Source organism: Mesorhizobium sp. L103C119B0, from assembly GCF_000502235.1.
Classification (GTDB): Bacteria; Pseudomonadota; Alphaproteobacteria; order Rhizobiales; family Rhizobiaceae; genus Mesorhizobium.
Genome location: NZ_AYXE01000018.1, coordinates 49,244 through 61,930, shown reverse-complemented (window position 1 = coordinate 61,930; position 12,687 = coordinate 49,244). Strand labels below are relative to the sequence as shown.

Here is a 12,687-nt window from a genome sequence, read left to right as displayed (position 1 = left end):
TGCGCCATGGCTGAATTTTCGCTGTCCGATCTGGAAACGATCATTGGCGAACGCGCCCGTTCCGGCGACCCGGACTCGTGGACGGCAAAACTGTTCGCCAAAGGCATCGACAAGGCGGCGCAGAAGCTTGGTGAAGAGGCAGTCGAGACCGTCATTGCCGCCGTCAAGGGCGACGAGAAAGCCCTCGTTTCCGAAAGTGCCGATCTCATATATCATTGGCTCGTTGTGCTTGGCATGGCCGGCGTTTCGCTGGGCGAGGTGCTGAAGGAGCTTGAGGGCCGTACCGGCCGTTCGGGCGTCACTGAAAAGGCATCCCGGCCGAAAGGCTGACCGCGAGAGCCGGATGATTTCGGGCCGAGGCCTTAAATCTGAATCCGTCTTTAAATTGATAGAGGGAGCATGATGTCGCCCGAAAACCGCTTCACACTTTTCGGCCTCATGCTCTAGAGGGCAGGAAACTCGATGGACCAGCTCGCTCCGACCGAGAAATATTCCCCCTATCGTTTCTTCTCGGCCGAGCAATGGTCGAACTTCCGCGCCGACACGCCGATGACGCTGGGCGAAGACGAGATCAACCGTCTGCGCTCACTGAACGATCCGGTCGACCTGGAAGAAGTCAAGCGCATCTATCTGTCGCTCTCGCGGCTGCTTTCGGCGCATGTTGAGGCCAGCCAGCTGCTGTTTCGCCAGCGCCAGGCCTTCTTCAACGCGCTGGATGTGGTCAAGACACCGTTCATCATCGGCATTGCCGGTTCGGTTGCGGTCGGCAAATCGACCACGGCGCGCGTGCTGAAGGAGCTTCTGGCGCGCTGGCCGTCGAGCCCCAAGGTCGATCTCATCACTACCGACGGGTTCCTGCTGCCCAACAAGGTGTTGCGACGCGACAATCTGATGGAGCGCAAGGGCTTTCCCGACAGCTACGATGTCGGTGCGCTGCTGCGTTTCCTCTCGGGCATCAAGTCGGCGCAGCGCAATGTCCGCGCGCCCGTCTATTCGCATTTGACCTATGACGTCATTCCCGGCGAGTTCGTCACCATCGACCGGCCAGACATTCTGATCTTCGAAGGCATCAACGTTCTGCAACCCGGCAAATTGCCGAAGGACGGCAAGATCGTGCCGTTCCTGTCGGATTTCTTCGATTTCGCCATTTATATAGATGCCGACGAGAAGCTGATCCACCAATGGTACATCGCCCGCTTCATGCGCCTGCGCGAGACGGCCTTCCGCAATCCGGACTCCTTCTTCCACCGCTATTCGCAGCTTTCGGAAGACGCCGCGCGCGCCATTGCGGAAGGCTTGTGGGCCAACATCAACCTGAAAAACCTGCGCGAGAACATCGTGCCGACACGGGCGCGGGCCGACCTCATCCTGCGCAAGGGCGCCAATCATCTGGTCGAGGAAGTGGCGCTCAGGAAACTGTGACCGCCGCCTCCGGGCTGGTCGCGATATCGGCCGATTGCGTATCCTGCGCCGGTCGCCGGACATAGCGCCGGTCGGCCGGGACGAGTTTGCGCGCCGCGACATAGACAATCACCGAGACAGCAGCTGCGGCATAGCCGTCGATTGCATAGTGCCACGCCAGATAAACCGAGCTGACGGCAACAAAGGCCACATAGACAAACGCTACAGCGCCGAGACGGCGATTGTACTCCCATGCAAAAAGTGCGTTGAGCATCGCCAAGCCGACATGCACGCTGGGAAAGGCCGAGATGCCTGACGCGAAACCGGTCTGCCTGGCCTCATGAAGCCTCCACAAATATTGCTGGTAGGAAACAGCGGAATTGGAGGATTCGGCGCCGCGGGCCAGGAATGCGAGCTGTTCGCCAAACCGCGCCGTGTCGCCCGTGACCATCCCGTAAAACGCCGGACCAGCCGACAGGAACAGTCCAGCCAATATGTTGCCGACGACGATCCAAACCACCATGAAGCAGATGACATAGCGCGTTCGAACCGACGCCGTCCGGGGCGATGTCGCGACGAAGAACAAGGCGCCAAAATTGAGGACAAACCAGAATACGTTGTAATTCCACTCGATGGCAGCCCGCACGAAATCGTTTTTGGCCACCAGATAGAGCCAGCGCCACGGATCGGCGCCGAAATGCAGGAACGCATCGATGTCGGCATGCAGCACGTCAAATGGAAAGCCGTCCTGCCAGACCGGCATTCCGTTCTTCACCGAGGTGAATGTGCCTTGAAAGATCATGAGCGCCATGAGGAGGCATAGACCCGAGAGCGAATATGCCAGCCGCGATGTCGAGAACACATATTTCGCCGCCAGACGGCGCCTGATGTCGGTGCGATGTATAAGCAGGCTTATGTCAACAATAATGGCGAAGGTCGGCAGCATCAGGCCGTTCAACAATATCCACCGCCCGAAATATATCGAATACGCGCTGCGGTCGGCCGCGCCTATTGCATACAGAAAAACCAGTCCGGCCAATGTGTAGACGACGATGAACAGATAAACGCCTGAATCCCGGCGAATCAGCGGGATCGCTTGTTTGATGACTGCCCACAACTGACGGAAAACCACACTGCTCTTTGTCATTGTCCCGAGCCGACGTTGCAATGCCCGGGCACTTTATAAGGAAAATCTGTAGAATCGGTTAGTGCTGTGCGAGGACGCGCTCGCTCAAGAAAGTGTCGTCATTCGCCAGCCCCAATTTGCCACAGCCCCACCAGATGGCGAGCGCCGCGGCAATGCCGACAATTCCGTCCACGGCATAGTGCCACCCGAGGTGAATCGAGCCGAAGAACAACAAGACGCCAAAGGCCAGCATGGCGTGACCGAACCTGCGATCAATTGAGTACGCGACAGCCACAAACAGCGCCGCCTGCGCGTTGTGCATGCTGGGCATGGCCGAAATGCCACCGGGCAAATCGACACGGCCAGTATAGACCTCCCAAAGAAAATCCTGTGTCAAGGATGACGACAGCGGATAGATCGAGGCAACCTCGTCGAGATAGCGCATCAGATCGGCATATGGCGAGGGTGCGCCCGGCACCATTTCCGCAAAGTAACAAGGTCCTGCCGAGGAGAACAACGTTGCTATGACCAGGCCGATCAGGATCCACGAAATGACCGTCGCCCGCCAGTAGCGAAGGCGGATCCGCTCAGGCACGCGCGGACTGACAAGCAACCCCACCCAGAACAAGAACACCAGCAGCATCCACAGAGTGTACACTATGTCCAACAGGCGAGTTACCCAAGGCATGCCGACGACCGGCTGAATGATTTGCCACGCCTGATTCCCACCCAGGAGATTTGCATCCCAGTGGGAGAAAGTTTCGTCCCACTGGAAGGGGGCGACAATCGGAATCATCATTTTGTTGTAGAGGAATGCCGCCATGAAGAGAGCCAACACGACGCTAGCGCAGAAACCCCGCGCAAGGGTATTCGACATGCCTCCGAGGGAAGCGACCGCGATGCTGACTGGTGACCCATGGCGACCCTGAACGAGCGCGCAGGAACCAACCACGGCAACAAGGATAGAGCCCAGCAAAGGCAAAAAGCGCACAATTCGACCGGTATATTCAACAATATGGGGCAGGATCGAATCGCCCCTGATTGTCGCGATGAGAAAGGTCAACACGACAAATGCGAAGATCATTGCACTGCGGCGGCCCTCACGCGCGAGCCATGCGGGAAACCGGTCCACATGCGATGGACTTTGCACGATTTCAGAAGAAGCCATAGGAACGGCCCCAATCTTTTTGAGAACATTCCTTTGTGTCGCACCTATACTTTAACAAACAGTAAGTCGAAGAATACCTCTACTGCTCCAGGGTACGGTTGACCCGCCGCAGCGTCAAATTGATGCGGCCGCCATTCTTCAGCAGCGCCGAGGTCGACGGATAGATGCGGTCGACGCCGTGGAAGCAGAGCCGGCCTTCGCCGCCGAGCACGACGACGTCGCCGCTTTTCAGGCGGAACGATTTGGTACCGCCGTCGCGTGTGGCCCCCCTGCCCGTCACTTGGCCGACCCGGAACAGGCAATCATCGCCAAGTGACACCGAGACCACTGGGGCCGAGAAATCGGCTTCGTCGCGATCCTGGTGCAGACCCATTTTGGCGTCCTGCGTATAGAAATTGACCAGGCAGGCCTCCGGCGGATTCGGATAGGCGGCGACCTCCCGCCACAATTGCAGCAGCGCGTCCGGGATCGGCGGCCATGGCTCTCCGGTGAGTGGGTGCGTTGGCTGGTAGCGATAGCCCAGCTCCTTGTCGGTGACCCAGCCGAGCGAGCCGCAATTGGTCATGCGCACGCTCATCTCCTTGCCGGTCCGCGGCATCGCCGGCACGTACAGCGGCGCCCGCTGTACAATGGTCCTCACCTCTTCCACCAGCGCTTCCTGCGCCGCGCGGGACAGATAGCCGGGCATATGGCGGACGCCTTTGGGCAGAACGAGCATGACTTCGCCTCCGGTTGATACTGAAACCATGCCACCGCCAATCAGAAACAGCGACCCGAAAGCCACCGTTGTCGGTCTCCCTTTCTGTGGCAATGGTGAAACCTTGCGGCTGCGGCTCCGAAGGGAAGGCCGCTTTATGCACGCAGTCGGCACGGTCCTTAGTCGTTCTCTACCCGGCCGCGCAGCTTTTTGATCGTGCCGCGCCCTGCCTTGCTTTGCAGCCGCCGCTCCACCGAGCCTTTCGACGGCCTGGTCTTCTTGCGCGGCGGCGGCGGCGGTTCCGCGGCCTTGGCGACCAGCGCCGTCAGCCTTACCCGGGCATCGGCCCGGTTCTGCTCCTGGGTGCGGAAGCGGCCGGCCTCGATGACGATGACGCCGTCCTTGGTGGCGCGCTGGCCGGCGAGCTTGATCGTGCGCGCGCGCACGCGTTCGGACAGGCCAGCCGCATTGGCGGCGTCGAAGCGCAATTGGACGGCGGTCGCCACCTTGTTGACGTTCTGGCCGCCGGGACCCGACGAGCGGATGAAATCCTCGTGCAGGTCGCCCGGATGGATTACGGCTTCGTCTGATATGATGATGTCGTCGATAGGCATGCCGCAGTCATGGCGCGGCGGACCAAAAAAGAAAAGGCCCGATCGAGATCGCGCCTTTCAAGGATGCTTCGGTGAAGACGCCTCGACTATTCCGCAGCTTCCTGCAGGCGGGGTGCTGCGCCGAGCACGACGGCATCGACATGGCTCTCGAATTTCTCGAAGTTGACGGCGAACATGCCGACCAATCGCGCTGCCTGCCGGTCATAGGCTGCCTTGTCAGCCCAGGTCGAACGCGGGTCGAGAATGGCGCTGTCGACGCCAGGCACAGCAACCGGCACCTCGAAGCCGAAATTGGCGTCGGTGCGGAAACCGGACGCCTTCAACGAACCGTCAAGCGCTGCGGCCAGCAAGGCGCGCGTCGCCTTGATCGGCATGCGCTTGCCGGTGCCGTAGGCGCCGCCGGTCCAGCCGGTGTTGACCAGCCAGCAATCGGCGCCGTGGCGGGCGATCAGCTCGCGCAGCAGATTGCCGTATTCCTTGGGGTGGCGCGGCATGAACGGGGCGCCGAAGCAGGTCGAGAAGGTCGCTTCCGGCTCGGTAACGCCCTTCTCGGTGCCGGCCACCTTGGCGGTGTAGCCGGAGAGGAAGTGATACATCGCCTGCGCCGGGGTCAGCCGTGCGATCGGCGGCATGATGCCGAAGGCATCGGCGGTCAGCATGATGATGTTTTTCGGGTGGCTGGCCCGTCCGCTCTTCGAGGCATTGGGGATGAAATCCAGCGGATAGGCGCAGCGCGTGTTTTCGGTGAGCCGGCCGTCGTTGAAGTCCGGCACGCGGTCGGCGTCGAGCACGACATTTTCCAGCACCGTGCCGAAGCGCTGCGTGGTGGCGAAAATCTCCGGCTCGGCCTCGGCCGACAGCCGGATCGTCTTGGCGTAGCAGCCGCCTTCGAAGTTGAAGATGCCGTGCGGTCCCCAGCCGTGCTCGTCGTCGCCGATGAGCGTACGTGACGGATCGGCCGACAGCGTCGTCTTGCCCGTCCCGGAAAGCCCGAAGAAGATCGCCGCGTCGCCGGCCGGGCCCTCATTGGCCGAGCAGTGCATCGGCATGACGCCCTTTTCCGGCAGCAGATAGTTGAGCATGGTGAACACCGATTTCTTCATCTCGCCGGCATAGGAAGTGCCGCCGATGAGCACGATCTTGCGGGTGAGATCGACCGCAATCACCGTTTCGGTGCGGCTGCCGTGGCGGGCCGGATCGGCGCGGAAGGACGGCAGGTCGATGATCGTCATCTCCGGCACGAAATCCTCAAGCTCGGCGGCCTGCGGGCGGATCAAAAGATTGCGGATGAACAGCGAGTGCCAGGCGAATTCGGTGATGACCCGCGTCGGCAGCTTCAGCTCGGCATCGGCGCCGCCGACGAGGTCCTGCACATAGAGATCGCTATTCGCGGCGTGGACAAGGAAATCGGCGAGCAGCATTTCGAACTGGCCCGCCGAAATCGCCTTGTTGTTGTCCCACCAGACATGGGGCTCGGTGGCGCCATCGCGGACGACAAACTTGTCCTTGGGCGAGCGGCCAGTGTGCTGGCCGGTCTCGGCAAGCAGCGCGCCGCCGGCGGTCAACCGGGCCTCGCCACGACGGATCGCTGCCTCATAAAGGGCGGCCGCACCAAAATTATAATGCACCGTGCCGGTGGTTTTCAGGCCGATACGATCGATCGCGCAAGCAGAATTGCGTTTGCCGACTTCCGACATCAAGGGTCCCTTCTTCTGGATTCGCCGCACTTTGCCGGCGCGTTTCCGGCGAGCCCGCGTTAGGGGCTGAGACGGTGAGAACCAGAAAACTCGAATGATATCAAATCATTAATCGATTTAAAAATTTTGAAAGTTGTTTAAATCGTTTATATGTGCAAAAAATCACGGTGGTTGCCCAAAGGATTGGCACACAGTGTTCGTCCAACCCGTGTAGAGGTTCCGATGGGGCCGCCGGCAAGCCGTCCGCGACAGCGGGTGGAGCCTATGCCACATTTTGTACCTAATTTGTCCTGCAAAAGCCCCTTCTCTACGACAGAAGGGACAGCTCATGAGGGAGCCGCTTGAAATGGCAACAATCGCGCTTGTCGATGACGACCGCAACATTCTGACATCGGTGTCGATCGCCCTCGAGTCCGAGGGGTATCGCGTCGAGACCTACACGGATGGTGCGTCGGCGCTGGAAGGCCTGGCGGCGCGGCCGCCGAATCTCGCCATCCTCGACATCAAGATGCCGCGCATGGACGGCATGGAGCTGTTGCGCCGGATGCGGCAGAAGTCCGACCTGCCGGTGATCTTCCTGACCTCGAAGGACGATGAGATCGATGAGCTTTTCGGCCTCAAGATGGGCGCCGACGATTTCATCCGCAAACCGTTCTCGCAGCGCCTGCTGGTCGAGCGGGTGCGCGCCGTGCTGCGCCGCGCCAGCGCCCGCGAAGCTGCGGCAAAGGCGCCCAGCCAGCAGGCCCGTTCGCTGGAACGCGGCCAGCTCGTCATGGACCAGGAACGCCATACCTGCACCTGGAAGGGCGAGCCGGTGACGCTGACGGTCACCGAATTTCTCATCCTGCACTCGTTGGCGCAGCGCCCAGGCGTGGTAAAAAGCCGTGATGCGCTGATGGATTCCGCCTATGATGAGCAGGTCTATGTCGACGACCGCACCATCGATAGCCACATCAAGCGGCTGCGCAAGAAGTTCAAGGCCGTCGATGACGACTTCGAAATGATCGAAACCCTTTACGGAGTCGGATACCGGTTCCGCGAAGCTTGAGTTGATGCATGTCGCCCAAAAGTGGTCGCGGTTTTTGGGACGACGACATGCATAAAACCAAAGACTAGGCGGGAGCTGCTATTCGATGGCAGTGGATGTACAGCGGAGCAGACGAACGAGCGCTGTCAGGCGGTCGCGGATTCTGCCCGCATTCCTGTCGAGGTTGACGGTGCCGATGCGCCGCTTCCTCGGCCACCACATCTTTTCCAGCCTGACCCGGCGCATCCTGTTCCTCAACCTGGCCGGCCTCGCCGTGCTGGTCACCGGCATCCTCTATCTCAACACCTTCCGCGACGGGCTGATCGACGCCCGCGTCGAAAGCCTGATGACGCAGGGCGAGATCATCGCCGGCGCCATTGCCGCGTCGGCAACGGTCGAGACCGATTCGATCAGCATCGATCCGGAAAAACTGCTCGAACTGCAGGCCGGTGAAAGCCTGGGGCCGGGCTCAGACCAGCTCGACAATCTGGATTTCCCGATCAACCCCGAGCGCGTCGCGCCGGTGCTGCGGCGGCTGATTTCGCCGACGCGCACCCGGGCCCGCATCTATGACCGCGACGCCAATCTGCTGCTCGATTCGCGCCATCTCTACTCGCGCGGCCAGATCCTGCGCTACGACCTGCCTCCGGTCGAGGACGAGCAGCCGGATATGCTGGAGCGCGTGCAGAAATTCGTCTTCGACTTCTTCCGCAACAAGGACCTGCCCGTCTACCATGAGCAGCCCGGCGGCAACGGTGCGGCCTTCCCGGAAGTGGTCAAGGCGCTGACCGGCAGTCCGTCGACGATCGTGCGGGTGAGCGAACAGGGCGAGCAGATCGTTTCGGTGGCGGTGCCGATCCAGCGCTTCCGCGCCGTTCTCGGCGTGCTGATGCTGTCGACGGAAGGCGGCGACATCGACAAGATCGTCGCCGCCGAGCGCAAGGCTATTTTGCGCGTGTTCGGCATCGCCGCCCTGGTCACCGCCATCCTGTCGATGCTGCTCGCATCCACCATCGCCAATCCGCTGCGCCGGCTATCGGCGGCGGCAGTGCGGGTGCGGCGCGGCGTCAAGAGCCGCGAGGAGATCCCCGACTTTTCCGACCGCCAGGACGAGATCGGCAATTTGTCGGTCGCGGTGCGCGACATGACCAATGCGCTCTATGCCCGCATCGAGGCGATCGAAAGCTTCGCCGCCGATGTCTCGCACGAGCTGAAGAACCCGCTGACCTCGCTGCGCAGCGCGGTGGAGACCTTGCCGCTTGCCAAGAACGACAATTCACGCGGCAGGCTGATGGAGATCATCCAGCACGATGTCCGGCGTCTCGACCGGCTGATCACCGACATTTCCGATGCCTCGCGCCTAGACGCCGAACTGGCGCGTGAGGATGCCGCCACGGTCGATTTGAAGAAATTCATCACCGATCTCGTCGCCGTGTCGCGCGAAGCGACGCGCAACAAAAAGGCTGTCGAGATCGAATTCAAGGCCGCCAAGCTGCCGCAAGGCGTCAAAGGCTATTTCGTCACCGGCCATGATCTGAGGATCGGCCAGGTCATCACCAATCTGATCGAGAATGCCCGCTCCTTCGTGCCGGAGGACCACGGCCATATCGCCATTTCCCTGGCACGCTCCGGCAAGGTCAACATCGTCACCGTCGACGACAACGGCCCCGGAATCCGCGCCGACGCCATCGACCGCATCTTCGAGCGCTTCTACACCGACCGCCCGGCCGGCGAGGCGTTCGGCCAGAATTCGGGGCTTGGCCTGTCGATATCCAGGCAGATCGTCGAAGCCCATGGCGGCACGCTGACCGCCGAGAACATCCCCGGCACCAAGCCCGGCGACATCAAGGGCGCGCGCTTCGTCGTTACGCTGCCGGCCGAAGGCTGATCGCGGCTGCGCATGCCCGATCCCACCGCGGAACCCGAGAACATCCATGCCACCGCAGTCCTGATTGGCGAGCGGGGCGTCCTGATCACCGGGCCGTCCGGCTCGGGCAAGACAACGCTGGCGCTGGCGCTCATCGACCATTTCAGCCGGCTCGGGCTGTTTGCGCGGCTGATCGGCGACGACCAGCTGTTTGTCGCGGCGCGTTTCGGGCGGCTGGTCTGCCATGCGCCCGCCAGCATTGCCGGCCTCACAGAGGTGCCCGGGCTTGGTCCGAAGCCGCTTTTGTTCCAACCTGTGGGGGTCATCGACCTGGCAATCCGGATGGTTTCCGCAGACGCGATCGCGCGTTTCCAGGAAGAGTCGAGCGCGACCATTGCCGACTGTGTGGTGCCGCGCATCGACCTCGTTCAGCGCAACGTCACTGCGGCTTTGCCGGCGGTAATGGCGCGGCTGGCGATTGCGCCTTTCGTATGATCCGCCGCCGGTTTTTTGCTGCAATGCGTCAAATTGGCCATGGCCGACGCAATTTTGGGCTTGTCAACGCGCCGCGCGTCGACAAGATAGCGCTCCCGCCGCCTGGGATGGCCGGCGAGCATAAAAAGCGCCTGTGAAGCGGCGATGACGGGAGCCACCATAGAATGATCGGACTCGTGCTTGTAACGCACGGTCAACTGGCCGCCGAGTTCCGCCATGCCGTGGAACATGTCGTGGGGCCACAAGACAATTTCGAAACCGTGGCAATCGGCGCCGACGACGATATGGAGCAGCGTAGGCGCGATATCGTCGACGCCGTCGGCCGCGTCGACACCGGGACCGGCGTCATCGTTCTGACCGATATGTTCGGCGGCACGCCTTCCAACCTCGCCATTTCGGTGATGGAATCCGGTCGCACCGAGGTCATCGCCGGCATGAACCTGCCGATGCTGATCAAGCTGTCGTCGATCCGCAAGGGCGACAACATGGCGACCGCGCTCGACGAGGCGCAGGCCGCGGGGCGCAAATACATCAACGTCGCAAGTCAGCTGCTGAGCAGCAAATGAACGCGCTGTCGCCCGGTGAGATCGTGCGCGAGTTCCCGATCGTCAACCAGCGCGGCCTGCATGCGCGCGCCTCGGCGAAGTTCGTCCAGGTCGCCAGCGGCTTCGACGCCACCGTCCATGTCGAGAAGGATGGTCTCAAGGTCGGCGGCACCTCGATCATGGGGCTGATGATGCTGGCGGCGAGCCCCGGTTATTCGATCCGCGTCACCGCCAGCGGCGCTGAAGCCGCAGCGGCGATGGACGCGCTGGAGCAGCTGGTCGCCTCGCGCTTCGGCGAAGAGTGCTGAAGTTTTTGCTTTGGACGCCGTTGTCCCAAAACCGCCGGATACTTTTGGGCGGCATGCATCCCCGTAAACACATACGCGCATAAAGATTTCTTTATATCCCATTGTCGTCTTGGCGGCGATCTGCTAGTCAGGCCGGCATTCCGCGCCCTTCGACGCGCCGTGTGGCGCAGGCGCATTCTGAAGACAAATCACACCGGAGCACTGCCATGACAGGTAGCAAGGACTATGTGGTCGCCGACATCTCGCTTGCCGGCTGGGGCCGCAAGGAACTCGATATCGCCGAAACCGAAATGCCGGGCCTGATGGCCTGCCGCGAGGAATTCGGCGACAAGAAACCGTTGAAAGGTGCGCGCATCACCGGATCGCTGCACATGACCATCCAGACGGCGGTGCTGATCGAGACGCTGAAGGCGCTTGGCGCCGATATCCGCTGGGCCTCGTGCAACATCTTCTCGACCCAGGACCATGCGGCCGCGGCCATCGCCGAGGCCGGCATCCCGGTGTTCGCCGTCAAGGGCGAGTCGCTCGAGGAGTACTGGGACTACACCGACAGGATCTTCCAGTGGGCCGATGGCGGCCTCTCCAACATGATCCTCGATGATGGCGGCGACGCCACGATGTACATACTGATCGGCGCCCGCGCCGAAGCCGGCGAGGACGTGCTGTCCAACCCGCAGAGCGAGGAAGAGGAATACTTCTACGCCCAGGTCAAGAAGCGCCTGAAGGCTTCGCCCGGCTTTTTCACCAAGCAGAAGGAAGCCATCCGCGGCGTCACCGAAGAGACGACCACGGGTGTCAACCGACTCTACCAGCTGCAGAAGAAGGGCCTGCTGCCCTTCCCGGCGATCAACGTCAACGACTCGGTCACCAAGTCGAAGTTCGACAACAAATATGGCTGCAAGGAATCGCTGGTCGACGGCATCCGCCGCGGCACCGACACCATGATGGCCGGCAAGGTTGCGGTCGTCTGCGGCTATGGCGACGTCGGCAAGGGCTCGTCGGCTTCGCTCAAGGGCGCCGGCGCCCGCGTCAAGGTCACCGAAGTCGATCCGATCTGCGCGCTGCAGGCGGCGATGGACGGCTTTGAAGTCGTCACGCTGGAAGATGCCGCACCGACCGCCGACATCGTCATCACCACCACCGGCAACAAGGATGTGGTCACCCTCGACCACATGCGCTCGATGAAGGACATGGTGATCGTCGGCAATATTGGCCACTTCGACAATGAGATCCAGGTCGCGTCGCTGCGCAACCTGCAATGGACCAACGTCAAGCCGCAGGTCGACATGATAACCTTCCCGGACGGCAAGCGGATGATCCTGCTGTCCGAGGGGCGCCTGCTCAACCTCGGCAACGCGACCGGTCATCCGAGCTTCGTGATGTCGGCTTCGTTCACCAATCAGGTGCTGGCGCAGATCGAGCTCTACACCAAGCCCGGCCAGTACCAGAACCAGGTCTATGTGCTGCCCAAGCACCTCGACGAGAAGGTGGCGCGTCTGCATCTCGACAAGCTTGGAGCCCGCTTGACCGAACTTTCCGGCGAACAGGCCGCCTATATCGGCGTGACCCCGCAGGGTCCGTTCAAGCCGGAACACTACCGCTATTAGCCAAAGCGGCGTTTACCACTAGATATTGAAGCCGGGCGATTGACTTTTCGCCCGGCTTCTTTTTTGCGCGGATGATTCTTCACGCCGATTCCAGCACGCGCTATTGTGCTGATTCGTGGGCCGGGGACGAGGCCG

Annotated in this window: 13 protein-coding genes; 8 read left to right on the top strand and 5 right to left on the bottom strand. The window is 61.5% G+C overall.

Annotated features, from left to right (window positions below; all coding sequences use genetic code 11):
• Window positions 1–6 precede the first annotated feature (6 nt).
• The gene (locus X728_RS142030; protein ID WP_023681408.1) at window positions 7–330 is read left to right on the top strand and encodes a phosphoribosyl-ATP diphosphatase; all 324 of its coding nucleotides are present in this window, start codon (window positions 7–9) and stop codon (window positions 328–330) included.
• A gap of 132 nt (window positions 331–462) precedes the next feature.
• Entirely contained in the window at window positions 463–1,422 is a 960-nt protein-coding gene (coaA, locus tag X728_RS142035; protein ID WP_023672313.1) for a type I pantothenate kinase, read from the top strand.
• Here coaA and X728_RS142040 read toward each other — a convergent pair.
• From X728_RS142040 to X728_RS142060, 5 genes are all read right to left on the bottom strand, one after another.
• Window positions 1,409–2,548, bottom strand: a complete 1,140-nt coding sequence (locus tag X728_RS142040; RefSeq protein WP_023694619.1) for a phosphatase PAP2 family protein — start codon at window positions 2,546–2,548, stop codon at window positions 1,409–1,411. The two genes, coaA and X728_RS142040, sit on opposite strands and share 14 nt — an antisense overlap.
• 58 nt (window positions 2,549–2,606) lie before the next feature.
• The gene (locus X728_RS142045; protein ID WP_081730953.1) at window positions 2,607–3,695 is read right to left on the bottom strand and encodes a phosphatase PAP2 family protein; all 1,089 of its coding nucleotides are present in this window, start codon (window positions 3,693–3,695) and stop codon (window positions 2,607–2,609) included.
• Between the two features lie 79 nt (window positions 3,696–3,774).
• The gene (locus X728_RS142050; protein WP_031195824.1) at window positions 3,775–4,413 is read right to left on the bottom strand and encodes an alpha-ketoglutarate-dependent dioxygenase AlkB; all 639 of its coding nucleotides are present in this window, start codon (window positions 4,411–4,413) and stop codon (window positions 3,775–3,777) included.
• 158 nt (window positions 4,414–4,571) lie between these two features.
• Window positions 4,572–5,006, bottom strand: a complete 435-nt coding sequence (gene arfB, locus X728_RS142055) for an alternative ribosome rescue aminoacyl-tRNA hydrolase ArfB (RefSeq protein WP_023832656.1) — start codon at window positions 5,004–5,006, stop codon at window positions 4,572–4,574.
• 86 nt (window positions 5,007–5,092) lie between these two features.
• Complete coding sequence (locus tag X728_RS142060) at window positions 5,093–6,703, bottom strand: phosphoenolpyruvate carboxykinase (protein WP_023832655.1); 1,611 nt, start codon at window positions 6,701–6,703, stop codon at window positions 5,093–5,095.
• Window positions 6,704–7,049: 346 nt separating this feature from the next.
• Between X728_RS142060 and X728_RS142065 the strand changes: the two genes are divergently transcribed.
• The 6 genes from X728_RS142065 to ahcY all read left to right on the top strand — a co-directional run bounded on the left by X728_RS142065 (window position 7,050) and on the right by ahcY (window position 12,552).
• On the top strand, window positions 7,050–7,751 hold the full coding sequence (locus X728_RS142065; RefSeq protein ID WP_010912942.1) for a response regulator transcription factor: 702 nt from the start codon (window positions 7,050–7,052) through the stop codon (window positions 7,749–7,751).
• 85 nt (window positions 7,752–7,836) lie between these two features.
• The gene (locus X728_RS142070; protein WP_023672307.1) at window positions 7,837–9,618 is read left to right on the top strand and encodes a sensor histidine kinase; all 1,782 of its coding nucleotides are present in this window, start codon (window positions 7,837–7,839) and stop codon (window positions 9,616–9,618) included.
• Window positions 9,619–9,630: 12 nt separating this feature from the next.
• The gene (locus tag X728_RS142075) at window positions 9,631–10,092 is read left to right on the top strand and encodes an HPr kinase (protein ID WP_023832654.1); all 462 of its coding nucleotides are present in this window, start codon (window positions 9,631–9,633) and stop codon (window positions 10,090–10,092) included.
• Window positions 10,093–10,256: 164 nt separating this feature from the next.
• The gene (locus tag X728_RS142080) at window positions 10,257–10,658 is read left to right on the top strand and encodes a PTS sugar transporter subunit IIA (RefSeq protein WP_023672304.1); all 402 of its coding nucleotides are present in this window, start codon (window positions 10,257–10,259) and stop codon (window positions 10,656–10,658) included.
• Window positions 10,655–10,945, top strand: a complete 291-nt coding sequence (locus tag X728_RS142085) for an HPr family phosphocarrier protein (RefSeq protein WP_023672303.1) — start codon at window positions 10,655–10,657, stop codon at window positions 10,943–10,945. The genes X728_RS142080 and X728_RS142085 overlap by 4 nt, the downstream gene beginning before the upstream one ends.
• Before the next feature lie 206 nt (window positions 10,946–11,151).
• The gene (gene ahcY, locus X728_RS142090; RefSeq protein ID WP_023681401.1) at window positions 11,152–12,552 is read left to right on the top strand and encodes an adenosylhomocysteinase; all 1,401 of its coding nucleotides are present in this window, start codon (window positions 11,152–11,154) and stop codon (window positions 12,550–12,552) included.
• Window positions 12,553–12,687: the final 135 nt, after the last annotated feature.

Bases quoted from the DNA above. Each gene is read 5' to 3' on its own strand.
- X728_RS142085 (WP_023672303.1), top strand. From the start codon at position 10,655: ATGAACGCGCTGTCGCCCGGTGAGATCGTGCGCGAGTTCCCGATCGTC.
- coaA (WP_023672313.1), top strand. From the start codon at position 463: ATGGACCAGCTCGCTCCGACCGAGAAATATTCCCCCTATCGTTTCTTC.
- X728_RS142075 (WP_023832654.1), top strand. From the start codon at position 9,631: ATGCCCGATCCCACCGCGGAACCCGAGAACATCCATGCCACCGCAGTC.
- X728_RS142030 (WP_023681408.1), top strand. From the start codon at position 7: ATGGCTGAATTTTCGCTGTCCGATCTGGAAACGATCATTGGCGAACGC.
- X728_RS142070 (WP_023672307.1), top strand. From the start codon at position 7,837: ATGGCAGTGGATGTACAGCGGAGCAGACGAACGAGCGCTGTCAGGCGG.
- arfB (WP_023832656.1), bottom strand. From the start codon at position 5,006: ATGCCTATCGACGACATCATCATATCAGACGAAGCCGTAATCCATCCG.
- X728_RS142060 (WP_023832655.1), bottom strand. From the start codon at position 6,703: ATGTCGGAAGTCGGCAAACGCAATTCTGCTTGCGCGATCGATCGTATC.
- X728_RS142045 (WP_081730953.1), bottom strand. From the start codon at position 3,695: ATGGCTTCTTCTGAAATCGTGCAAAGTCCATCGCATGTGGACCGGTTT.
- X728_RS142065 (WP_010912942.1), top strand. From the start codon at position 7,050: ATGGCAACAATCGCGCTTGTCGATGACGACCGCAACATTCTGACATCG.
- X728_RS142040 (WP_023694619.1), bottom strand. From the start codon at position 2,548: ATGACAAAGAGCAGTGTGGTTTTCCGTCAGTTGTGGGCAGTCATCAAA.
- ahcY (WP_023681401.1), top strand. From the start codon at position 11,152: ATGACAGGTAGCAAGGACTATGTGGTCGCCGACATCTCGCTTGCCGGC.
- X728_RS142080 (WP_023672304.1), top strand. From the start codon at position 10,257: ATGATCGGACTCGTGCTTGTAACGCACGGTCAACTGGCCGCCGAGTTC.
- X728_RS142050 (WP_031195824.1), bottom strand. From the start codon at position 4,413: ATGCTCGTTCTGCCCAAAGGCGTCCGCCATATGCCCGGCTATCTGTCC.